Here is a 23,185-nt window from a genome sequence, read left to right as displayed (position 1 = left end):
CCGTGCGCTTCCGCCACCCCGACGGCTCCACCGTCCACCTCGCCTACTGCACCAACGTGCACCCCGCCGAGACCCTCGAAGGAGTACGCGCCCAGCTGCGTGACCACTGCGAGCCCGTACGCAGGCGGCTCGGCCGGGACCGCCTCGGCATCGGCCTCTGGCTCGCCAAGGACGCCGCACGCGCCCTGATCAACGACCCCGCCGCGCTGCGCTCGCTACGCGGCGAGCTCGAACACCGCGGCCTCGAAGTGGTCACCCTCAACGGCTTCCCCTACGAGGGCTTCGGCGCCCAGGAGGTCAAATACCGGGTCTACGCGCCGGACTGGACCGATCCCGAGCGGCTCGCCCACACCACCGACCTGGCGCGGCTGCTCGCCGCCCTGCTCCCCGACGACGTCAACGAAGGCACCATCTCGACCCTGCCGATCGCCTGGCGCACCCCCTTCGCCGATGACCCCACGGCGGCCCGGACCGCGCAGAGGGCACTCACCACTCTGGCGCAGCGCCTCGACGCCCTCGCCGAACTGACCGGGAAGTCCATCAGGATCGGCCTCGAACCCGAACCGGGCTGCACCGTGGAGACCACCGCCGACGCCATCGGCCCCCTCACCGCGGTCGGCCACGACCGTATCGGCATCTGCGTCGACACCTGTCACCTCGCCACCTCCTTCGAGGACCCGGACACCGCGCTCGACGCCCTTCACACGGCCGGCGTTCCCGTCGTCAAGGCGCAGCTCTCGGCGGCCCTGCACGCCGAGCACCCGCACCTGCCCGAGGTGCGCGCAGCCCTGGGCGCCTTCGCCGAACCCCGCTTCCTGCACCAGACACGCACGCTCACCGCCTCGGGGCTGCGCGGGACCGACGACCTCGACGAGGCGGTCTCCGGTGCTGTGCTCCCCGACAGCACACCTTGGCGCTCCCACTTCCACGTGCCGCTGCACGCCCCGCCGGCCCCACCGCTCACCTCCACACTCCCCGTCCTCCAGTCCGTGCTGGACCGGCTCGTCGGCGGGCCCGCACCTCTCACCCGCCACCTCGAAGTCGAGACGTACACCTGGCAGGCGCTCCCCGCCGAGCTGCGGCCGCGCACCCGCACCCAGCTCGCCGACGGCATCGCCGCCGAACTCACCCTCGCCCGCGACCTCCTCGTCGACCTCGGACTCAAGGAGCTCCCATGACCGCACCCGGCGCGGACGCGCGCCCCACCCCGCTCCTGGTCCTCGACGTCGTCGGCCTCACCCCCCAGCTGCTCCGGCACATGCCGAACCTGAGGGCCATGGCCGGAGCCGGCGCGCAGGCGCCCCTCTCCACCGTCCTGCCCGCCGTCACCTGCGCCGCCCAGTCCACCTTCCTCACCGGCACCACCCCCTCCGAGCACGGCATCGTCGCCAACGGCTGGTACTTCCGTGAACTGGGCGACGTCCTCCTGTGGCGCCAGCACAACGGACTCGTCGCCGGTGACAAGCTCTGGGACGCGGCCCGGCGTGCCCACCCCGGCTACACCGTCGCCAACATCTGCTGGTGGTACGCGATGGGTGCCGACACGGACTGGACCGTCACCCCCCGCCCCGTGTACTACGCCGACGGCCGCAAGGAACCCGACTGCTACACCAGGCCCCCGGAACTGCACGACGAGCTGACCGAGAAGCTCGGAACCTTCCCCCTCTTCCACTTCTGGGGCCCCGGCGCCGATTTGGTCTCCTCGCAGTGGATCATCGACGCCACCCGGCACGTCCTCGCGACCCGCACCCCCGACCTGGCCCTCTGCTACCTTCCGCACCTCGACTACGACCTCCAGCGCTACGGCCCCGACGATCCCCGCTCCCACCGGGCCGCGGCGGACCTCGACCGTGCCGTGGCACCCCTGCTCGCCGACGCCGAAGCCGAGGGCCGCACCGTCGTCGCCCTCTCCGAATACGGCATCACCCGGGTCGACCGGCCGGTCGACATCAACCGTGCCCTGCGCCGTGCCGGCCTGTTGGAGGTCCACACCCAGGACGGCATGGAGTACCTCGACCCGATGGCCTCCCGGGCCTTCGCCGTCGCCGACCACCAGCTCGCCCACGTCTACGTACGCCGCCCCGAGGACCTCGAAGCGACCCGGGAAGCCCTCGCGGACCTCCCCGGCATCGACCAACTCCTCGACGACGAGGGCAAGAAGGCGCACCACTTGGACCACCCCCGCTCCGGTGAGCTCGTCGCCGTGGCGGAGAAGGACGCCTGGTTCACGTACTACTACTGGCTCGACGACGACCGCGCGCCCGACTTCGCCCAGCTCGTCGAGATCCACCGCAAACCGGGCTACGACCCGGTGGAGCTCTTCATGGACCCCCAGGACCCCTACGTCCGGGTCAGGGCCGCGTCCGCTGTCGCCCGCAAGAAACTCGGGATGCGCTACCGCATGGCGGTCGTCCCCCTGGACCCCTCACCTGTTCGAGGCAGCCACGGCCGCCTCCCCATGAGCGACGACGAAGGTCCGCTCATCCTCTGCTCCGCCCCCCACGCGTTCCCCGGCCGCGTCCAGGCCACCGAAGTGAAGTCCTTGTTGCTCCAGCTTGCCGGACTGCACTGACAATCCGTCCCGCCCGCACGTTCACAGGGAGATTCGTGATCATGAGCCGTACCCCGAAGGACCCCGAGCTCGCGCGCAGACTCAGCCGCCGCAACGTCCTGGGCGTCGCCGCCGGAGCCACCGCAGCGACCCTCCTCAGTGGCGCCGCCGCCCAGGCGTCGGGCCCGCAGGGCGGCCACGGGCCCGGCCACGGACCGGGCCACAGCCATGGCAAGGGGCGTGCCGTCCTGCCCCCCGGCCGCCTCGGCATCCAGCTCTACAGCCTCCGCGACAAGGTCTCCACCCTCGGTTTCGCCCCCGTCTTCGCCGAACTCGAGAAGTACGGCTACGACGAGATCGAGTTCGCCGGCTACACCCAGGGCTCGGCCGGGGCCATCACCCTCGCCCAGCTCAAGAGGCTGGCCAAGGACCACGGCCTCAACCCCATCGGCAGCCACGTCAACTACTACGACGACAACAACCCCGGTGCCTACTCCTTCGCCCAGAACCTCACCAAGGTCCTCGACGAGGCGGAGGCCCTCGGCCTCAAGCACATCGGCACCGCCTCCGGACCCTTCCGCTACGGCTCCACGGTCGACGGCTGGAAGCGCGCCGCCGAGGACTTCAACACCTACGGCGCCGCCGCCCGCAAGCGCGGCATGAAGTTCTACCAGCACAACCACGCGGAGGAGTTCTCCTTCGCCACCGACAAGCCGAAGGTGCGCCTCTACGACGTCCTGCTCGCCGAGACCGACCCCGATCTCGTCTACCTCGAGATGGACATCTACTGGGCGTTCTGCGCCCAGTTCCGCTTCGGCAAGCGCGCGGACGGTACACCCGCGCCCTTCAACCCCATCGACTACGTACTCAAGCAGCCCGACCGCTACCCCCTCTTCCACGTCAAGGACGGCACACGCGACGACTCCGTCCGCGACGGATACAGGATGACCGACGTCGGCGACGGGGACATCGACTACAAGAACTTCCTGAGCCGGGTCACCGCCCGCACGAACCGCGGGCGCAGCTACCACCACTGGCAGACCGAGCACGACAACCCGGTCGACTCCCTCGCCTTCGCCCGCAAGTCCAGCGAGCACCTGCACTCGCTCCGTCAGGGGCGCTGCGGGGACTGACACCGGACGGCGGACACGCGTGGGGCCCGGTCCCAGGAACCGGGCCCCACGCATGTGCGGCGGGTGTGCGATCAGTCGGTCTCCCGTACCGGGGCCGGTCCGGGATTCACGAGTGGGTTGCCCTTCCGGTCGCGGCCGGGTGCCGCGAGGAACAGGGCCAGGAATCCCGCGAAGAACGAGATGCTGCCCGCCAGGATGAAGGCGCCGTTGAGTCCCCAGGCGTCGACGACCACGAAGCCCATCCCCGCTCCGAGTCCGGAGACGAGCTTGGAGCTGTAGACCATGCCGTAGTTGGTGGCGTTGTTGTTCTCGCCGAAGTAGTCCGCGGTCATCGCGGCGAACATCGGGAAGATGGCGCCGCCGCCGAAGCCGGAGATCGCGGAGAAGATCAGGAACAGTGGCAGGCTCTTCAGCTCGGCCGCCCAGATGATGCCGAACTGGGCGAGCCCGAGGATGACGCAGACCCAGAGCAGGCACTTCTTGCGTCCGTAGAGGTCGGAGAGCCAGCCGATGACGCCACGCCCGGTGCCGTTGACGATGGCCTTGAGCGACATGGCGGTGGCCACGATCCCCGCGGCGAAGCCCGCGTCCTGGCCGATGTCGACCTGGAAGGCGATACCGAAGATGTTCACGCCGGAGGTACAGGCGAGGCAGCACCACATCAGCGCCACGCGGCCGGTTCTCCATGCCTCGCCCGGGGAGTACTGCTGGACGGCCGGCGGGTTCTTCTCCAGCGCCCGGCGGGCCCGCGGATCCTCGGGCGGGTTGAGCGGGTCGACCTCGGCGGGCCACCAGTTCTTCGGCGGGTCCCGGAAGAAGAACCCGGCGCAGGCGACCATCGCGGCGAGGAAGACACCCACCGAGACCAGGACCCACTTGAAGTTGGTGATGTCCATGAAGCCGGTGAAGAGGAAGACGAACGGCACCGAACCGTAGGCGAAACCGCCGTTGACGAAGCCCGTCTTGCCGCCCCTGCGCTCCGGATACCACTTGCCGACCATGTTGACGCAGGTCGCGTAGACCATCCCGGCGCCCATGCCGGAGAACACGCTGAAGCCGATGTACGCGAAGATCACGTGCGGCGCGTACGCCAGTGACAGGTAGCCGAGGAGGGTGCCCGTCGCGCCGAGCATCATCGCCCAGCGGGCCGGCAGCCTGCCGGTCTCCCGCAGCCTGCCCGCGGGCATCGCGACCGCGGCCTGGAAGAACACCCAGACGGTCATCATCCAGTAGATGTGACCGCTGTCCCAGTTGTGCGCGTGGTGCAGCGTGTCCTCCGCCGACGCGAAGGCGTACTCGGCCGAGCTGATGCCCATCATGCCGACCCACGGCAGGATGACCATCCACTTGCGTTTGCGGCCCATGATGTCGACATCGGTCTCGCCGATGCGGTACATGCGCCCGTTGGCGTCCGTCACCTCCCTGAAGGGGACGGATGTGGAGATGTCAGTTGTCGTCATTGTCGATCGAACCCCTTGCGTGGAAGAAGTCTGGCCGGCGCCCCCTGCCCGTTCTCACTTCGCACCGGGGCCTGCCGCCGAGCGGTCCGCCGCAGACCCCGTGGTTCGAGCCGTCGTCATCAGGTCATCCGCCACCGCCCAACAGTCCGGCGGCCCTGGCCCACCTGTACTTCGCGCCGAGCACGGCGACCGGCCGCTCCGTGGTGTACGGATAGGCGACGACACCCCGCTCGAAGAGGTACGCGCACGCCTCCTCGACCTCCGTGTCACCCGCCAGCGACGCCACCACGGGCTTCTCGATCCCGCGCGCCCGGAACTCCTCCACCACCCGGGCCGTCAGCTCGGCGAATACCATCGGAGGGGTGACGATCGTGTGCCAGTAACCCAGCACCAGGGCGTGGATGCGCGGATCCTCCATGCCCAGCCGGATCGTCGCCTCGTACGTCGACGGGGGTTCACCGCCCGTGATGTCGATCGGGTTGCCCGCTGCGCCGAACGGCGGGATGAACGCCTTGAACGCCGTGTCCAGGTCCGCCGGGATCTCCATCAGCGAGAGCCCGTTGTCGACGATCGCGTCCGACAGGAGCACCCCGGAGCCGCCCGCCCCCGTGATGATCACGACGTTGTCACCCTTGGGCGCCGGCAGGACGGGCAGCGCCCGCGCGTACTCCAGCATGTCGTGCAGACCGGGCGCCCGGATCACCCCCGCCTGCCGCAGGATGTCGTCGTACACCGCGTCGTCCCCGGCCAGCGCGCCCGTGTGGGAGCCCGCAGCCCTCGCGCCCGCGCTCGTCCGGCCCGCCTTGAGGACCACGACCGGTTTCTTCGGTACGGTCGCCCGCGCCGCCTCCACGAACGCCCGCCCGTCCTTGAGGTCCTCCAGGTGCATCGCGATGCACTCGGTGTTCGGGTCCTCGCCGAACCAGGTCAGCAGGTCGTCCTCGTCGATGTCGGACTTGTTGCCGAGCCCGACGATCGCCGATACGCCCGTCTTCGTCGACCGCGCGAAGCCCAGGATCGCCATGCCGATGCCACCGGACTGCGAGGTCAGCGCCACCGGACCCTTGACGTCGTACGGGGTGCAGAAGGTGGCGCAGAGGTCCTGCCACGTCGAGTAGTAGCCGTAGATGTTCGGCCCGAGGAGCCGCACACCGTACTGCTCGCCGATCGTCACGATCTCGTCCTGCAGCGCTTGCTCGCCCGTCTCGGCGAAGCCGGACGGAATCAGCACGGCATTGGGGATCCCCTTGCGGCCCACCTCCCGGAGCGCCGACGCGACGAACTTGGCGGGGATCGCGAAGACCGCCACATCCACCTCACCGGGAACGTCGGTGACACTCTTGTACGCCTTGCGGCCGAGAATGTCATCGGCCTTGGGGTTCACCGGGTGGATCTCGCCCGTGAACCCGCTGTCGATGAGGTTGCGCATCACCGAATTGCCGATCTTGCCCTGCTCGTTGGAGGCACCGATGACCGCCACCGAGCGCGGCTCCATCAGCCGGCGCATCGACACGAGGATGTCCTCCCGGCTGTAGCGGCGACGCGCCTTCACCTCCTCGGTGGTCAGCAGGATCCGGATGTCGGCGGCGACCGCACCGTCCGGTGACGCGATGACGGGATTGAGATCCACCTCCGCGATCTCGGGGAAGTCCGTCACCAGTTGGGAGACGCGGCGGATCTGCTCCGCCAGCGCCCACCGGTCCACGGCCGGCGCGCCACGCACCCCCCGCAGGATCTCCGCGGCACCGATCGAGTCGAGCATCGACCGCGCGTCGTCCGCCGTCACCGGTGCCAGCCGGAAGGTGATGTCCTTGAGCACCTCGACCAGGACACCGCCGAGGCCGAACGCCACCACCTTCCCGAACGTCGGATCGGTGACCGCCCCGACGATGACCTCCTGGCCGGGCGGCACGAGCTGCTGCACCTGTACGCCCTCGATCCGAGCGTCCGCCGCGTAGGCCCTGGCGTTCTTCACGATGCCGCAGAACGCCGCGCGCACCTCCTGCGCACCCGACACCCCGACCACGACGCCGCCCGCATCCGTCTTGTGCAGGATGTCGGGGGAGACGATCTTGAGGACGACGGGTCCGCCGAGCCGGTCGGCCAGCGCCACCGCCTCGTCGACGTCCCGGGCCAGGCCCTCGCCCGGCACCGTGATCCCGTACGCATCGGCGATGACCTTCCCCTCCGGCGCGGTGAGCGCGCTGCGCCCTTCGCCCCGGACCCGGTCGAGCAGCGCCCTGACGCGTTCCTGCTCCTGTGTCTCGACTGTTCCGGCCATGCTCAGATGACTCCGTTCGTCTTCAGCAGCCGCAGTTCCTCGTCGCCCAGGCCCAGTTCGCCGACGTACACCTCCGCGTTGTGCTGACCGAGCAGCGGGGAGGTGACGATGTCGACGGGGGAGTCGGACAGCTTCAGCGGGCTGCCGACCGTGGTGAAGGTCCCGCGCTCCGGGTGCTCGACCCGGACCACCATCTCGTTGGCGGCGAGGGACTCGTCCTCGACGATCTCCTTGGTCGAGAGGATCGGGCCGCACGGGATGTTGTGCGCGTTGAGCTGTTCCAGCACGTCCCACTTGGGGAGCGTCGCCGACCACTCCTCGATCAGCTGGAACATCTTGCCGAGCTTCGGCAGCCGGGACTCCGGAGTCGCCCACTCGGGGTCCTCCGCCAGCTCGGGCCGGCCGATCAGCGCTGACAGGGGCTTCCAGCCGACCGGCTGCACGATGACGTACACGTAGTCGTTGGGGCCGCCCGGCGCGCACTTCACCGCCCACCCCGGCTGGCCGCCGCCACTGGCGTTGCCGCTGCGGGGCACCTCGTCGGCGCCGGCCGTGTCCTGCGCGTCCGGGTACTCGGCGAGCGGCCCGTGCCCCAGCCGCTGCTGGTCGCGGAGCTTGACCCGGCAGAGGTTGAGCACCGCGTGCTGCATGGCCACGTTCACCCGCTGCCCGCGCCCGGTGCTCTCGCGCTGGAACAGGGCGGCGAGGATGCCGGCCACCGCGTGGATCCCCGTGCCGGAGTCACCGATCTGGGCTCCGGTCGCGAGCGGCGGTCCGTCGGCGAATCCGGTGGTGGACATCGAGCCGCCCATGGCCTGCGCGACGACCTCGTACGCCTTGAAGTTGGTGTACGGGCCTTCGCCGAAGCCCTTGATGGAGGCGTAGACGATCCGGGGGTTGATCTCCTGGATCCGCTCCCAGGTGAAGCCCATGCGGTCCACGGCGCCGGGGCCGAAGTTCTCGACCATCACGTCGCTGCGGCGGATGAGCTCGGTGAGGATCTCCTTGCCGCGCTCGCTCTTGGTGTTGAGGGTGATGCTCCGCTTGTTGCAGTTGAGCATCGTGAAGTAGAGGGAGTCGACGTCGGGCAGGTCCCGCAACTGCTTGCGGGTGATGTCGCCGCTCGGCGCCTCCAGCTTGACCACGTCCGCCCCGAGCCAGCCGAGAAGCTGGGTGGCGGAGGGGCCGGACTGTACGTGCGTCATGTCGAGGACGCGTACGCCCTCAAGAGCTCTGGTCATGCCAACGGCTCCTCTGCTACTTGTACATCGTCTGGTTCATCGTTCCGGGGGCGTACGCGTCCGGGTCCACCCAGACGTTGATCAGCGAGGGCAGCCCTGACTCACGCGCCCGCCGCAACGCGGGTGCGATGTCCGCGGGGTCGCGCACCTCCTCGCCGTAACCACCCAGCATCTGGGCGAACTTGTCGTAGTGGACGTCCCCGAGGGTGTTGCCGACCCGCTGGCGCTCGTCGCCGTACTTGGCCTTCTGGCCGTAACGGATCTGGTTCATCGAGGAGTTGTTGCCGACGATCCCGACGAAGGGGAGGTTGTAGCGGACCAGCGTCTCGAAGTCCCACCCGGTGAGGGAGAACGCGCCGTCGCCGAAGAGCGCCACGACTTCCTTGTCGGGCCTGGCCTGCTTGGCGGCCAGCACGAACGGCACGCCGACCCCGAGCGTGCCGAGCGGTCCCGGGTCCATCCAGTGACCGGGGGTGCGGGGCTGGACGACCTGCCCGGAGAAGGTGACGATGTCGCCTCCGTCCCCTATGTAGACGGAGTCCTCGGTGAGGAAGTCGTTGATCTCGCTCACCAGCCTGTACGGGTGGATGGGCGAGGCGTCCGACTTCAGCTGGGGCAGCCGCTTCTCGATCGCCGTCTGCTCGGCGGCCCGCAGTTCGTCCAGCCATGCCTTGCGCAGAGCGGATCCGCCGTTGATCCGCCCGCTCGCGGCCTCCGTGACCGCCTTCAGGACGACCGAGGCGTCACCGACGATCCCGAGGTCGATGTCGCGGTTCTTGCCGACGGTGCGGTAGTCGAGGTCGATCTGGACGACGGTGGCGTCCGGTGAGAGCCGTTTGCCGTAGCCCATCCGGAAGTCGAAGGGAGTCCCCACGATCACGATGAGGTCGGCGTTGGAGAAGGCGTAGCGCCGGGAGAGCTGGAAGTGGTGCGGATCGCCGGGCGGCAGGGTGCCGCGGCCCGCGCCGTTCATGTACGCGGGGATGTTGAGGGTGCGGACGAGTTCGGTGGCCGAGTCCGTGGCGCGGGTCGTCCAGACCTGACTGCCCAGCAGGATGGCGGGCTTCTCGGCGTGGACCAGCAGATCGGCGAGCTTCTCGATGTCGGCCGGGTCTCCGCCCGCCCGGGTCGACGCGCGGTACCGGCCACCGTCGGGGACCCGCGCCTTGCCCACCGGGACCTTCGCGTCGAGCACGTCGCGCGGGATCTCCAGGAAGGAGGGGCCGGGAGCCCCGTGGAAGCACTCCCGGAACGCCATCGACACCATGTCCGCCGCCCGCGCGGTGTCCGGCACGGTGGCCGCGAACTTGGTGATGGGCGTCATCATGTCGACGTGCGGCAGATCCTGGAGCGAGCCCATCTTGTGCTGGGTGTGCGCTCCCTGTCCCCCGATCAGCAGCATCGGTGATTCGGCGCGGAAGGCGTTGGCGACACCGGTGACGGCATCGGTCGTCCCTGGGCCCGCGGTGACGACGGCGCATCCGGGCTTCCCGGTGATCCGGGCGTAGCCGTCGGCCGCGTGGGCGGCCACCTGCTCGTGCCGTACGTCGACGACTTCGATGCCCTCGTCCACGCAGCCGTCGTAGATGTCGATGATGTGGCCGCCACAGAGGGTGTAAATGCGTTCCACCCCCTCCGCCTTGAGTGCCTTGGCGACCAAGTGCCCACCGGAGATGAGGTTCTGGCTGTCCTGGCTGTCCTCGGGCATGGCGATGTCCTGTCCCTTCGTAGGGGAGTGCCGGAGGCCGCTCCGCCACCCTCGCGGTACATTGCATACAGTCGACGAATACTGTATGAAGCTTGTTATCCCGCATCCGGTGGGTGGTGTCCAGGGGGCGTGCGGCACTTTCACAATCGGCACGATCGGGAGTGGCTATGGATCTGTACGAGCACCAGGCAAGGCAACTCTTCGCGGATCACGGCATCGCCGTACCGGCCGCCGAGGTGGTGGACCACCCGTCCGCGGTGCATGCCGCGGCCGAACGGCTAGGCGGCCGTGTCGTCGTCAAGGCGCAGGTGAAAGTGGGTGGTCGGGGCAAGGCGGGCGGAGTGAAGGTCGCCGCGGACCCCGGGGCCGCCGTCGTCACCGCACGCCACATCCTCGGCATGGACATCAAGGGCCACCTCGTGCGCACGGTGATGCTCGCCCAGCCCGTCGACATCGAGGCGGAGTTCTACGTCAGCTACGTCCTGGACCGGGCCGCCGGAACCTTTCTCGCCATCGCCTCGGCGGAGGGCGGCATGGACATCGAGGAGGTCGCCGCCACCCGCCCGGAGGCAGTGGCCAGGATCCCGGTCGACCCGGCCGAGGGGGTCACGGCGGCCAGGGCGGCGCAGATCGCCGAGGCGGCCTCCCTCCCACCGGAGACCGCACCCGTACTCCAGGCGTTGTGGCAGGTCCTCACGCAGGAGGACGCCCTCCTCGTCGAGGTCAACCCACTGGTCCGCACCACGGACGGCCGGATCCTCGCGCTGGACGGCAAGGTCACCCTGGACGACAACGCCGCCTTCCGCCGGTCCCGTCGAGGGACGGACACCGCCGACCCGCACGGGGACCCGCTGGAAGCGGCGGCGGCCGCCAAGGGGATCGACTACGTCAGACTCGACGGCGAGGTCGGCATCATCGGCAACGGTGCGGGGCTCGTCATGTCCACCCTCGACGTGGTCGCCGGCTGCGGTGCCCGCCCGGCCAACTTCCTCGACATCGGGGGAGGGGCCTCGGCCCGTGTCATGGCCGACGGGCTCACGGTCCTCCTCTCCGACCCGTCGGTGAAGGCCGTGTTCGTCAACGTGTTCGGCGGCATCACCGCCTGCGACGCGGTCGCCGACGGCATCGTCCACGCACTCGACTCCGTCCACCTGACGAAGCCCCTGGTCGTCCGGCTCGACGGCAACAACGCCGCGCGCGGCCGGGCGATCCTCGACGACCGCGCGCACCCGATGATCCAGCAGGTCACCACGATGGACGGCGCAGCCGACCGAGCAGCCCGACTGGCCCTGGGAGGGCACTGATCATGGCCATCCTCCTCAGCAAGGAGAGCAAGGTCCTCGTCCAGGGAATGACCGGCGCCGAGGGCATGAAGCACACCAGGCGGATGCTCGCGGCGGGCACCCGGATCGTCGGCGGCGTCAACCCGCGCAAGGCGGGCCGCACGGTGGACCTCGACGACCGCACGGTCCCGGTCTTCGGCTCCGTACGCGACGGGATGGACGCCACGGGTGCCGACGTCACCGTCGTCTTCGTCCCACCGCCGTACGCCAAGGCGGCTGCCGTCGAGGCGGCGGACGCGGGGATCGGGCTCGCCGTCATCATCACGGAGGGCATCCCCGTCCACGACGCGGTCGCCTTCCACGCCCACGCCAAGGCGCGCGGCACACGCATCCTCGGGCCGAACTGTCCGGGTGTGATCAGTCCGGGCCAGTCCAACGCGGGCATCATCCCCGCCGACATCGCGACGAAGCCCGGCCGGATCGGCCTGGTCTCCAAGTCGGGCACGCTCACCTACCAGCTGATGCACGAACTGCGGGAGACCGGCCTCTCGACGGCGGTGGGCATCGGCGGCGACCCGGTGATCGGCACGACGCACATCGACTGTCTGACGGCGTTCGAGAACGACCCGGACACCGAACTGATCGTGCTGATCGGCGAGATCGGAGGCGACGCGGAGGAACGCGCCGCGGCCCACATCGCCCGGCACATCACCAAGCCGGTGGTCGGCTACATCGCGGGCTTCACCGCCCCTGAGGGCAAGACGATGGGCCATGCGGGAGCGATCGTCTCCGGCTCCTCGGGCACGGCCGCGGCGAAGAAGGCGGCACTGGAAGCGGCGGGGGTCGCCGTGGGCGCGACCCCCACGGAAACGGCCCGCCTGGCGGAGGACGGACTGCGCGGCTGACAGCGCAGCAGCACCCACTCGGGCCGCGCCCACTCAGGGCCGTACTCACTCAGCCCGTCCGGCGATGCGGGACCGTGTCCGGTCCGCAGGGCCGCACTTACTCAGCCCGTCCGGCGATTGAGGACCGGGGGCCGGGGCGGAGCCCCGGGCACGGGAAGGGGCGGGTAGGGGAACAGGCCCGCCGCAGGCGCCCCGCCCCGCCCCCGCACCCCGCAACTCGCCCCCGCACCCCGCCCCCGCCACCACACCCGCACTCAGAGCGGAGACCCCGATGACACAGACACCCGCACCGACGCCCGCCCCCACCTCCCTCACCCTCAAACCAGGCACCGCCTGGCAGGACGCCTGGCACCGCTGCCTCACCACCGCCCCCGAAGCCTTCGAGGACGACCGCACACGCAACCTCTGGGCCGCCACCTGGCACCGGGACGGCCGTACCCTCCCCGCCACCAGCCCCGTCGACAACACGCCCATCACCGGCCCGCCCCGCCTGGACGCGGCCACCGCCGGACACGCGGTACGCGCATCCCTCGACGCCCACCGCGCCTGGCGCCACATCCCGCTCCCCGAACGCCGCGCCCGCGTCTCGGCCACCCTCGACGCCCTGACCGAGCACCGCGCGCTCCTCGCCCTGCTCCTGGTGTGGGAGATCGGCAAGCCATGGCGCCTCGCCCAGGCGGACGTGGACCGCGCCATCGACGGGGTCCGCTGGTACGTCGACCACAGCGACCGCCTCCTGGCCGGCCGTACCCCTCTCGCCGGCCCCGTCTCCAACATCGCCAGCTGGAACTACCCCATGTCCGTGCTGGTCCACGCGATGCTCGTGCAGGCCCTGGCCGGCAACGCCGTGATCGCCAAGACCCCCACCGACGGCGGCCTTTCCTGCCTCACCCTGGCCTGCGCGCTCGCCACCCGAGAAGGTGTCCCGCTCACCCTTCTCAGCGGCAGCGGCAGCGAACTGTCCGAGCCGCTCGTCCGGTCGGCGGAGATCGGCTGCGTCTCCTTCGTCGGCGGCCGGGACACCGGCGCCCGGATCGCCACCGCCGTCGCCGACCTGGGCAAGCGGCACATCCTCGAACAGGAGGGACTCAACACCTGGGGCGTCTGGAACTACACGGGCTGGCCGTCCCTCACCGCCGTCATCCCGAAGCTCTTCGACTACGGCAAGCAGCGCTGCACCGCCTACCCCCGCTTCGTCGTCCAGCGCACCCTCTTCGCGGACTTCCTGGCGGCCTACCTCCCCGCCGTACGGTCTCTCCGCACCGGGCACCCCCTCGCCGTGGAGCACCCCTCCGACCCCCTTCCCGACCTGGACTTCGGCCCTCTGATCAACGCCGCCAAGGCCAAGGAACTGCACGACCAGGTCACCGAGGCGATCGACCGCGGGGCCGTCCCCCTGCACCAGGGGCCGGTGGCGGACGCCCGCTTCCTCCCCGGCCAGGACACCAGCGCGTACCTCCACCCGGTCACGCTCCTGAACCCGCCACCGTCTTCGCCGCTCCACCACGCGGAGCCCTTCGGCCCGGTCGACACCATCGTCCTGGTGGACACCGAGGCCGAACTCCTCGCCGCCATGAACGCGTCGAACGGGGCCCTGGTCGCCACGCTGTCCACCGACGACCCGGCGACGTACGAGCGACTGGCCCCCCAGATCCGCGCCTTCAAGACCGGGCACGGCAGACCGCGTTCCCGGGGAGACCGCGAAGAGCTCTTCGGAGGCTTCGGTGCCTCCTGGCGCGGCGCGTTCGTGGGTGGCGAGCTGCTCGTACGGGCCGTGACCGACGGCCCGGGGGAGGAGAGGCTGCCGGGCAACTTCCCGGAGTACCACCTCATGCCGTAGCCGCTCTCCTCCCCGACCGCCCGGCCTGCCGTGGCTGGTCGCCACGGCAGTACCCGGCACCACCGGACCGGACCGGACCACTCCGGGCCGGACCGGTCCTGTCACCGGTGCTGGTTGATGTGGGCGGTCAGAAGGTGGGAGTCGAGCATGGAGGTGTCTGCTGTCCGGTCGGCCCGCGCGAATCCGGCCAGCATGCGCTTGGTCAGCACGAGGGCTTCGGGGGAGCGCCGGGCCAGGGGCCTGGTCAGGGCGTCGACGACCTCGTCCAGCCGGTCGAGCGAGGCGGTCCTGTGGAGGAGGCCGAGCCGGTGAGCGGTATCGGCGTCGAACACGTCGCAGGTCAGCATGAGTTCGCGGATCCTGGCGGCGCCGGCCTCGGAGACGAGGCGGCCCATCGCCCCTCCCCAGGCAGGGGGGAGCCCCACCCCGATCTCCGGCATGCGGAAGCGGCAGGTGTCCGCGCCCACGCGCAGATCGCAGAACGAGGCGAGCGCGAGCCCGGCACCGATCACCCGGCCGTGAAGCCTGGCGATGGTGACGGCGTGGGTGTCCTCCAGGGCCTGGCACAGCCGCTGGGCCCTGTCCGCGATGCGCCGCAGTGCGGAACCGGTGGGATCCGAGGCGAGCGCCGCATGGTACTCGTTGCGGTCGGCTCCCAGGCAGAAGTCCGTGCCCATGGACGAGAGGACCAGAACACGGATGTCCGGGCGGTCGTGCAGGTCGTCGAGCAGAAGGCGGAGGTCGTCGAGGACGGCGGCGTCCAGGGTGTCCTCCTGGCCCCAGGGATTCAGCCGGACGTGGAGTACGGGGCCGTCCTCCTCGACGCGTATCGCCTTGCGGGAGGAGCTGGTGAGCGTACCGAGGGTTTCGTTCATGCGAGAGCGACATCCAGGTTCAGCGGGCGCCGGAACGCGACCCTGGGGGCCATCGTCGGGCGACGTACGAGCGTGAGACGGGGGAGACGACGGATGAGCTGACGGAGAAGGGTCTGGGCCTCGAGCCGGGCCAACGGCGCGCCGAGGCAGTAGTGGATGCCGCCGCTGAAGGCGAGGTGGGCGGGCGGGCGCAGGGGGTCGAACCTGTCGGGCTCCCGGTGTTTCGCCGGGTCCCGATGGGCGGCCCCCACCATGAGGTGCACCATCTCGTCCTTGCGTATCTCCATGTCGCCCAGAACGCAGTCCGCGGCGGCAACCCGGCTGATGACGTGGGTGGGAGGGTCGTAGCGCAGTGTCTCCTCCACGAACGCGGGGACCAGGTCGGGGCTGTCCGCGACCATGTCCCAGCGTGCCGGGCTCTCGACGAGCAGGAGCGTCATGGTCGTCAGGAGGGTCGCGGTGGTCTCCAGGGCGGCCAGGAGGACGAACAGAACCAGGAAGTAGACCGCTTCGTCGGCCTTGTCGCGGTCGGGTTCCACGGAGTCCCAGGACCGTATCCAGCGGGACACGGGATCCTCGCCGGGGTGGGCGCGCCGGTCCTGCACGAGGCCGACGAAGTAGGCGCGGAGTTCGGCCGTGGCCGCGTCCGATGCGGCCAGCTGGCTCGCCGACGGAAGCAGCTCCTGCGTGAAGACCTGGTCGTGCGTCAGTTCCCGCAGACGGGGCCAGTCGGCAGCGGGCAGTCCGAGCCACTCGCCGATGGTGGCGACCGGCAGCTCCTCGCCCACGAGTTCCGAGAAGTCCGCCTCCCCGTCCCGCAACCGCTCCGACAGGGTGCTCAGGAGCTGGTCGGTCGTCCGGCGCACCGACCGGCCGATCCGCTCCACCGTGGCCCGGTCGAACGTGCCGGCCGCCCGGCGGGCCCGTGTGTGGTCGGGAGGATTGAGCGCGGCCAGCGTGCTGCTCATCTCCCGCGAGGACGAGGCGTTCCAGCGTGTCCCCGGTCCTTGCCGCTCGCGCCAGCGTTTGTCGGGCTCCAGCCAGTCGCGGCTGCGTAGTACCTGATCGCAGACGGCGAAGCCCGTGACGAGGGAACCACCCCACGGAGCCGGGCTGACCTCGCCCCTCGACAGCAGTTCTCGGTATATCGGGAAAGGGTCGGCCTGTCCCCGTGCTGTCCGCAGACGCGAGAAGAGGGAGACGGATGCCCTGCGGTCGGACGACGGAGTAGTGGTGACACTCATGATGGCGGCTCCTTTCTAGAACCAGCCGCCATGCATACCCACAAGATCGTTCAAGCATCCAATAACACAGGGGCATCAGAAGGTAACAAAAATCACTCCCCTCTCGTCCACGCCAGGAAGCGGCTGAACAGACCGCCCTTGGGCTGCGCCCCGGCGGCGCTCTGCGACTGGGAGCCGTGGGATCCGGAGGGCTGCCCGGCGGGTGTGCCCTGCGGGGACGTGGCGTCCGGTTGCGCCTGGCCGGGGTGGGCGGCGGCCGACGGCTGCGTGTGCGGACTGAACCGGACGGGGAGGGTCACCAGCGAACGGCTCCACGGACTCGGCACCCAGGCGAGGGTCTTGAACGGAACGCGCATCTCGATGTCCGGCAGCCGGTTGAGCAGTGTCTCGACCGCGGTGACCGCGATCATGAACGCCGGGTCCTTGGCAGGGCACGCGTGCGGGCCCGCACCGAAGGCGAGATGCGCCTTGGCGCTGAGCTGCCGGCGGTGCTCGGTCAGTTTGGGATCGGTGTTCGCCGCGGCGAAGGAGATCAGCACGGGGTCGTCGGCCCGCAGGGTCCTGCCACCCAGTTCGACGTCATGGACCGGGTAGTGAGCCGCGTAGTTGGCGATCGGAGCGTAGTTCCACAGGCTCTGGGCGACCGCGTCCTCGACCGGCAGTCCGGTCTGCCACTCCTCGCCGAGGTACAGCGCGCTGCTGCTCCCGATCGTGGCGGCCAGGGGAGCGGTACCACCGGAGAGCAGGGTCACGAGCTGGTGCAGTACCTCCTCGTCGCTCAACTGGGACGAGTGCTGCATCAGACGCGTCGTCAGGTCGTCCGCAGGGCGGCGCCGTTTGAGGGCGATCAGCTCGGTGAGTGCCCCGCCCAGGACCTCGTCGGCACCCGGAGTGCCCTCGAAGATGCCGCTGATCCCGGCGATCACCCGGTCACCGATCTCCGGGGGACAGCCGAACAGGTCGCTGAAGACCAGCAGCGGCAGCGGCTGGGCGTACTCCGCCATCAGTTCCGCCTGGCCGCGCGGATCGGCGCTGAAGCGGCTGATCAGGTAGTCGGCTGACTGCTGCGTCTGCCGCACGAGCTGGAGCTCGTCGACCGTGGCCAGGCTGTCGGTGACCGCCTGGCGCAGCCGGGCATGGGCCGCGCCGTCGCTGAACAGCGCGTTGGGGCGGTAGCTCATCATCGGCAGGGCGGGGCTGTCAGCCGGGACGCGGCCCTCGTTCAGCGCGTTCCAGCGGCGGGAGTCCCGGACGAAGGACGCGGGGTTCTGCAGGACGTAGAGGGCGGCGTCATAACTGGTGACCAGCTCGACCTCCACATCCGGGGCGATGTCGACGGGCGCGCTCATGCCGAACGAGCGCAGATGCGCGTAGTGGCCGTCGGGGTCGGCTCCGAACGAGGGGCCGTACAGCCGGACGTTCTCGTGCGCGGGGCACCCGGAAGGTATCCCCTGCGGGTCAAGCGGCTGCTGCATGGTCTGGCGCTCCTAGCCGAGTTGGGACATGAGATGTTCGACGAGGGTGATGAGGGCCTGCGCCGAGGTTCTTTCGTCACGGACGTCGCACTTGGCGACCGGCGTGTCGGCAGTCAGGTTCAAGGCCTCGCGGACTTCGTCGAGCGGGTAGTCCGTGGTCCCCTCGAAGTGGTTGACGCCGATGGCGTACGTCAGGCCGAAACTCTCGACCAGGTCGAGGACGGGGAAGGACTCGTGCAGGCGCTCGGGGTCCACGAGGACCAGCGCGCCCAGAGCGCCCCGCGACAGCTCCTCCCACATCTCCTTGAAACGCTCCTGCCCGGGCGTTCCGAAGAGGTAGAGGACCAGCGAGTCGCTGAGGGTGAGGCGGCCGAAGTCCATGGCCACGGTGGTGGTCTTCTTGTGAGGTGTGCCCGACAGGTCGTCGAATCCCTCGCTGGCCTCGGTGATCTCCTCCTCGGTCCGCAGCGGTTCGATCTCGGAGAGACTTGCGATGCAGGTGGTCTTACCGACACCGAAGTGCCCGACTATGAGGATCTTCACCGCGTGGGAGACGTCTGGATCCAGGTACACGCGTTACGCTCCGAATCGATTCTTCAGGCCTTCGAGCACGGCGCTGACCAGCTCTCTGTCGACACGCTCGGCGCGAGGTATCGGCCTCCTCACGAGGATGAGGCTGTCCTCCTCCAACTGCGCCAGCAGAATGCGCACGATGCCCAGCGGCAGGTGCGTGTGGCCGGCCACCTCGGCGACGGACAGGAAGCCCTCGGTGACCAGGGCCATGACCTGGCCGGCTTCGGGGGAGAGCGTGCGTGCCGTGGCCGCTGCGTCCTGCGCCGCCATGACGAGTGTGGTGTGCTCGTACTCGTGGTCCGGGGGCAGGGCGCGTCCGTTGGTGATGACGAAGAGGGGGACTAACGAGGACGTCAGTTCCAGCTCCTGATCGGGCTCGTCAGGCATGGGCCACCCCCATTCCCCCCGCTCCCGACGGGGACAGTTTCGGGATCACTTCGTGCAGGCGGGTGGTGAACTCCTCGATGTCGCAGTCGTGCTCGGCGGCGGCGGCCAGGAAGGCCCCGGTACCCGCCGATATCAGGAAGATCCAGCCGTGCTGGAACTCGATGACCGTCTGCCGCCACGCGGCGTCCTCCTGGACGCCCGCGAACTGCGAAGTGACTCTGCTGTAGGCGTGGATGCCCGTCATCGCCGCGGATATCGTGTCCGCCATGTCTCTGCCCAGCCCGCTGGTCGCCCCGCGGGGCAGCCCGTCTGAGCCCAGCAGCACCGCGTGGCGGGCGCCCTGCACATCCGAGATCACCTGGTCGAGATCAGCGAGCACGAAACCCGAATCGCCCGGGTCTCCGCGCCGGGCCGACCCGGTGTTCCGCGTACCGGCGTCATCCTCGGCACGCACCCTGGGGGGCGAGGTGAGGTTGTTTCCCAGCCGGGCGACAAGGCGGTGCATACGGAAGGAGATCTGCTGCATGTCCACATCGGGTGCCGCGGCCGCGGCCAGATAGGCACCCTGCCCGGCACCGATCAGAAAGCTCCACCCGTGGGAGAACTCGATGATCGTCTGATTCCACTGCCGGTCTGTCTCCGGTCCGGCGAAGTGGGCCGTGGCGCGGCTGAGCGACTGCATCCCCGCCATGGCGGCGGAGATGGTGCGCACCTCCTTCTCGGCCAAGCCCTCGGTGGACCCACGGGGAAGGCCGTCCGCGGACAACAGGACGGCGTGCCGTGCCCGGGGCACGTTCTGCACGATGTCCTCGAGCATCCACGACAGGTCTGCGGTCATGCGTCTTCTGACCCTTCTGGTGACGTGGTTTCGAGATTGCGGCCTGACAGCGTGCCGCGCTGGAAAGCCCCCAGGCTGCGCCCGGAGGCACGGCCGGCCCTCTCGGGCGCCGGCGGCGCCGGCGGTGTGGCCACCGGGTCCGGCACGCTCGCGATGGGCGCCTGGCGCGCTCCACGCTTCGGCAGGCCGTGCGTCGTGCGCGTGGTCCCGCTCTGCGACCGGCCTTCGCTTCGCAGGATGCTGCTGACGGGCGCCTCGGGCGCAGGCGGCGTCTCCTCCATGGTCCACAGCTCCTCGGGCAGCAGGACGACGGCCCGGACGCCGCCGTACCGGGAAACTCCGGTGACATCCACCTTGAAGCCGTACTGACGCGCAATCAGGCCGATCACGGGGAAGCCGAACTTGGGCTGGTTCCCGAGCTGCGAAAGGCGGGGGACGACATCACCGGACAGCAGCTCGGTCGCCCGCTGGCGGTCCTCGTCGTTCATGCCGACACCGGCGTCGTCGATGATGATGCACAGATTGCTCTGGACCCGCTGGAACGTCACCTCGATCGGTGCGTCGTGCTGGGAGAAGCTGGCAGCGTTGTCAAGGAGCTCGGCGACTGCGAGTGCTACCGGCGCCACCGCGGACGCCTTCAGCGCGAGGGCGGTCTGCTGCATGACGGAGACGCGGTGGAAGTTGCGAATCTGCCCCTGGGCGCTGCGCACCACGTCGTAGACGCTGGCGGGCCTGTTGCGGCGGCCGAGCGGCGCACCGCACATGACCGCGATGCCCTGCGCCTTGCGGGCCATCTGCGCATTGGCGTGGTTCACCTCGAGCAGATCGCTGAGCACGGCGTGGCCACCGTACTTGCGCTGGATGCCGTCCAGGAGCGTGGTCTGCTCCGCCGCGAGACTCTGCAGGAAGCTGGCCGCTCCCTTGAGGACGGCCTTGGTGTTCTCCTCCGCCGCTTCCTTGGCCTGGTGGAGCGTTCCGTCCTGCTCGCTCCTGAAGCGCTGCAGTTCGGCGTGGGAGAGGTGGAGCTGACTGTCGGACGTGTGCAGCTGGCGCCTGAGTTCGGCCTCGGACTGCTGCTTCTTCGCCCCCAGGGCTCTGTTACGGGCGGCGAGTGCCACGACGGCGGCAACGGCTATCGCCGTCACCGCAACCATGCACCACACGAGTGCGTCTTGATTCATGGAAACCTTTCCCGGCGCAGGGCGGACGGCGACGGACATGCCTCCCGAGGGCCCGCGACACAGTCACTCGGTGCCGCCGGGCCGCTGTTGCGTGGAGAACAGGCCGCCGATCGCAAATCAGCATCTGAATCCAGTGGATCAAGATCACAGATGCCGGGATGCTATCACCGAGTCACGCCCCCGCCGGAAGCGGGGAGTCCGGTCGTGCACGCGGCAACACGGCCTCGCGCATGCCCTGTTGCACAGAGCGTTCGCCTTGCCGCAGCCCGAATACGCCGGCACCTGCTCCTGGTACCCGAAAGGTTCACGGGACATTACGAAGAGGGATGACAACCCGTCACATGCGCTAAAGATATCGGCAACCTGAGATCCCGTCGTCCACTTCGAAGGCTGCGGTTCCGCCCTGAGCCCCGGTATGCCGGGCCGCGGCGCGGAGTGGGCGGTCCGGTGGCACCTGCCCCCCCCAGCCGGCACGAATACCCTGGCGGCACCGGTCACGCAGGTCAGCCGATGCCCTGACGGTCCGGACGCAGTGCGAACGCCCTCCCTGCCGCCTCGGGCACCGCGCGCTCGACCGCTTCCACCAGGAGCGCACGGTGCCTGCGCAGTGGCTCCTTCCGCTCCTCGGTGGCAAGCAGGAGCAGATCGTCGAGCCCGGCCAGCAGTCGCCGCGTGACCTGGGGGCTCGCGGCAGCGCACCACCGGATCTCCTCGAACGCGAGATCCACGAGGCTCGTCCACCCCGGCACCTGCTGGACGAGCCGTACCTCGCCCCGCCGGTCCCGGTGGTGCAGTGGGGCGAGCGGCAGCCGGACGGCGACCGCGAGCAGCTGCACGATCCGGTCCAGGCACTGCACCGCGGTGGTCGGATCGTTCACGGAGGACGACAGGGCGCGCAGCGCGATGTCCGACAACTGCCGCAGGCCGAAAGCCGGGTCCTGGTCCGGTGTGCGCTCGACCCCGACCGAGACCGTGCGCCGCAGGGCGGACGGCGGTGGGGCCGCCCCGCCGTGCACCGAGAACACCGGGGTGCCCGGCACCACGAGTCCCCGATCCGGGGTACCAGCCGCAGCACGACCCCGTGCCGTCGCGCGGCCCGCACCAGCCGTGCCACCGCCACACCCCTCAGCACCCCCGCCCGCTCCCGGTGCACGACCTGCGCCGTGCCGGGCCCCGGCTGCGGCTCCTCCTGCGCGCCTCCCGGCTGCCGCGCGAGCGCACGGAGCGACTCCCGGGTGAGGTGCTCCAGGACGGGTCCGACCTGCATCAGCCGCAGGGTGGACGAGACATAGGCGACGAACAGCAGAAGACTGAGGCCGACCATGCCGAGCGTCAGCAGGCTCTGCAGCAGCGGCGCCGACGTCACCCGGCGGGGATCGGGCTCCGCCCCGCCCTCGTACGAGGTCAGCACGAGGAGGGAGAACGCGAAGGTAGCCAGGAACACCGTCAGCGTGAGCTTGCTGATCCTGCTCCGTACGAAGATCCGGACGACGCGCGGGGTGAGCTGTCCGCTCGCCATCTGCACGGCCACCAGCGAGATGCTGAACACGACCCCGATGAACGTCATCATCGCCGCGCTGACCGTGGTGACGATGGTCCGGGCGTCCCCGGCGAACGTGAGGAGATCCCCGAGCTCCTCGTACGCCCCTTCCTCCTGCAGATGCGCGACGATCCACGTGTCCACCCCGGAGAGGGCCAGCCACAGCCCGAAGGCGCCCACGAGGCCCACGGCCGGCGCGAACCAGAAGGTGTCGCGCAGCCGCTCCCGCAGGGAGTCCAGGGCACGGGCCGGCCGAGGGGCGCGCGCAGGGGTGCCACTGGGGTCACTCTTGCCACTCATGCCCGCGAAGGTAGCCCGGGCACACGCTGTGTATGCGGCACGCCACGGAACGCACGCGCGTCGACGCCAGGCCCACCCGAGCGTGCCAGCACCGCACTGACCACCTGAAACGCAGGTGAGAGGCACCCCAAACCCCTGGTATTGTTTTCTTTGTCGCCACGGGGAGGACCTCGGGACGACAGACACCTTGTCCGGGTGGCGGAATGGCAGACGCGCTAGCTTGAGGTGCTAGTGCCCTTTATCGGGCGTGGGGGTTCAAGTCCCCCCTCGGACACCAGCAGGAACCCCACTTCGGTGGGGTTCTTCTGCGTTGTGGGCACACGGTCCGACGGCGGGAAGACCCGGCCACGAGCCTGGAGGCTCGTGGCCG

General features: G+C 69.8%; 17 protein-coding genes, 1 tRNA gene and 1 pseudogene. 7 read left to right on the top strand and 12 right to left on the bottom strand.

Annotation, left to right across the window (positions count from 1 at the left end; translation table 11 throughout):
- Nucleotides 1–2: 2 nt before the first annotated feature.
- Genes eboE through ACFYSH_RS25960 form a run of 3 tightly spaced genes read left to right on the top strand, consistent with a single transcriptional unit; the run spans nt 3 to nt 3,684 of the window.
- Entirely contained in the window at nt 3–1,178 is a 1,176-nt protein-coding gene (gene eboE / locus ACFYSH_RS25970; protein ID WP_359465818.1) for a metabolite traffic protein EboE, read from the top strand.
- Entirely contained in the window at nt 1,175–2,572 is a 1,398-nt protein-coding gene (locus ACFYSH_RS25965; protein ID WP_388755674.1) for an alkaline phosphatase family protein, read from the top strand. The genes eboE and ACFYSH_RS25965 overlap by 4 nt, the downstream gene beginning before the upstream one ends.
- 41 nt (nt 2,573–2,613) lie before the next feature.
- A complete protein-coding gene (locus tag ACFYSH_RS25960) occupies nt 2,614–3,684 on the top strand; it encodes a sugar phosphate isomerase/epimerase (RefSeq protein ID WP_359465814.1) in 1,071 nt (356 codons plus the stop codon).
- 71 nt (nt 3,685–3,755) lie between these two features.
- Here the strand turns inward: ACFYSH_RS25960 and ACFYSH_RS25955 are convergent, their stop codons facing one another.
- From ACFYSH_RS25955 to ACFYSH_RS25940, 4 genes are all read right to left on the bottom strand, one after another.
- Complete coding sequence (locus ACFYSH_RS25955; RefSeq protein ID WP_388755672.1) at nt 3,756–5,144, bottom strand: OFA family MFS transporter; 1,389 nt, start codon at nt 5,142–5,144, stop codon at nt 3,756–3,758.
- 124 nt (nt 5,145–5,268) lie between these two features.
- Nucleotides 5,269–7,425: an acetate--CoA ligase family protein gene (locus ACFYSH_RS25950; protein ID WP_388755669.1), complete on the bottom strand. Its 2,157-nt coding sequence runs from the start codon at nt 7,423–7,425 to the stop codon at nt 5,269–5,271.
- 2 nt (nt 7,426–7,427) lie between these two features.
- Nucleotides 7,428–8,666 carry a formyl-CoA transferase gene (frc, locus tag ACFYSH_RS25945; protein ID WP_359465808.1) on the bottom strand — a complete coding sequence of 413 codons (1,239 nt, stop codon included), beginning with the start codon at nt 8,664–8,666 and terminating at the stop codon, nt 7,428–7,430.
- 16 nt (nt 8,667–8,682) lie between these two features.
- The gene (locus ACFYSH_RS25940) at nt 8,683–10,374 is read right to left on the bottom strand and encodes a thiamine pyrophosphate-binding protein (protein WP_359465806.1); all 1,692 of its coding nucleotides are present in this window, start codon (nt 10,372–10,374) and stop codon (nt 8,683–8,685) included.
- Between the two features lie 167 nt (nt 10,375–10,541).
- Between ACFYSH_RS25940 and sucC the strand changes: the two genes are divergently transcribed.
- From sucC to ACFYSH_RS25925, 3 genes are all read left to right on the top strand, one after another.
- The gene (gene sucC / locus ACFYSH_RS25935) at nt 10,542–11,678 is read left to right on the top strand and encodes an ADP-forming succinate--CoA ligase subunit beta (RefSeq protein WP_388755664.1); all 1,137 of its coding nucleotides are present in this window, start codon (nt 10,542–10,544) and stop codon (nt 11,676–11,678) included.
- 2 nt (nt 11,679–11,680) lie between these two features.
- On the top strand, nt 11,681–12,562 hold the full coding sequence (sucD, locus tag ACFYSH_RS25930; RefSeq protein ID WP_388755661.1) for a succinate--CoA ligase subunit alpha: 882 nt from the start codon (nt 11,681–11,683) through the stop codon (nt 12,560–12,562).
- Between the two features lie 271 nt (nt 12,563–12,833).
- Nucleotides 12,834–14,402, top strand: coding sequence for an aldehyde dehydrogenase family protein (locus ACFYSH_RS25925; RefSeq protein WP_388755658.1), 1,569 nt, complete (start codon nt 12,834–12,836; stop codon nt 14,400–14,402).
- Between the two features lie 101 nt (nt 14,403–14,503).
- Here the strand turns inward: ACFYSH_RS25925 and ACFYSH_RS25920 are convergent, their stop codons facing one another.
- The 8 genes and pseudogenes from ACFYSH_RS25920 to ACFYSH_RS25885 all read right to left on the bottom strand — a co-directional run bounded on the left by ACFYSH_RS25920 (nt 14,504) and on the right by ACFYSH_RS25885 (nt 22,815).
- On the bottom strand, nt 14,504–15,277 hold the full coding sequence (locus ACFYSH_RS25920; protein WP_359465798.1) for an enoyl-CoA hydratase/isomerase family protein: 774 nt from the start codon (nt 15,275–15,277) through the stop codon (nt 14,504–14,506).
- Entirely contained in the window at nt 15,274–16,521 is a 1,248-nt protein-coding gene (locus tag ACFYSH_RS25915; protein ID WP_388755654.1) for a cytochrome P450, read from the bottom strand. The genes ACFYSH_RS25920 and ACFYSH_RS25915 overlap by 4 nt, the downstream gene beginning before the upstream one ends.
- Nucleotides 16,522–16,613: 92 nt before the next feature.
- Nucleotides 16,614–17,996, bottom strand: coding sequence for a cytochrome P450 (locus tag ACFYSH_RS25910; protein ID WP_359465794.1), 1,383 nt, complete (start codon nt 17,994–17,996; stop codon nt 16,614–16,616).
- Nucleotides 17,997–18,008: 12 nt separating this feature from the next.
- The gene (locus ACFYSH_RS25905; protein WP_359465792.1) at nt 18,009–18,569 is read right to left on the bottom strand and encodes an ATP/GTP-binding protein; all 561 of its coding nucleotides are present in this window, start codon (nt 18,567–18,569) and stop codon (nt 18,009–18,011) included.
- 3 nt (nt 18,570–18,572) lie between these two features.
- A complete protein-coding gene (locus tag ACFYSH_RS25900; RefSeq protein ID WP_359465790.1) occupies nt 18,573–18,956 on the bottom strand; it encodes a DUF742 domain-containing protein in 384 nt (127 codons plus the stop codon).
- Complete coding sequence (locus ACFYSH_RS25895) at nt 18,949–19,794, bottom strand: roadblock/LC7 domain-containing protein (RefSeq protein ID WP_359465788.1); 846 nt, start codon at nt 19,792–19,794, stop codon at nt 18,949–18,951. Before ACFYSH_RS25895 ends, ACFYSH_RS25900 begins: the two co-directional genes overlap by 8 nt.
- Complete coding sequence (locus tag ACFYSH_RS25890; RefSeq protein ID WP_359465786.1) at nt 19,791–20,975, bottom strand: ATP-binding protein; 1,185 nt, start codon at nt 20,973–20,975, stop codon at nt 19,791–19,793. The genes ACFYSH_RS25895 and ACFYSH_RS25890 overlap by 4 nt, the downstream gene beginning before the upstream one ends.
- Before the next feature lie 503 nt (nt 20,976–21,478).
- Nucleotides 21,479–22,815 (bottom strand): annotated as a pseudogene (locus ACFYSH_RS25885) (DUF2254 domain-containing protein).
- 189 nt (nt 22,816–23,004) lie between these two features.
- Between ACFYSH_RS25885 and ACFYSH_RS25880 the strand changes: the two are divergent.
- A tRNA-Leu gene (locus tag ACFYSH_RS25880) sits at nt 23,005–23,092 on the top strand.
- The last annotated feature ends 93 nt before the right edge of the window (nt 23,093–23,185 follow it).

Origin of the sequence: Streptomyces sp. NPDC005791 (assembly GCF_042871485.1) — a bacterium.
In the GTDB taxonomy this organism is placed as follows: Bacteria; Actinomycetota; Actinomycetes; order Streptomycetales; family Streptomycetaceae; genus Streptomyces.
Note: the sequence above shows the minus strand (reverse complement) of the source record. Positions and strands in the feature narration are given on the sequence as shown.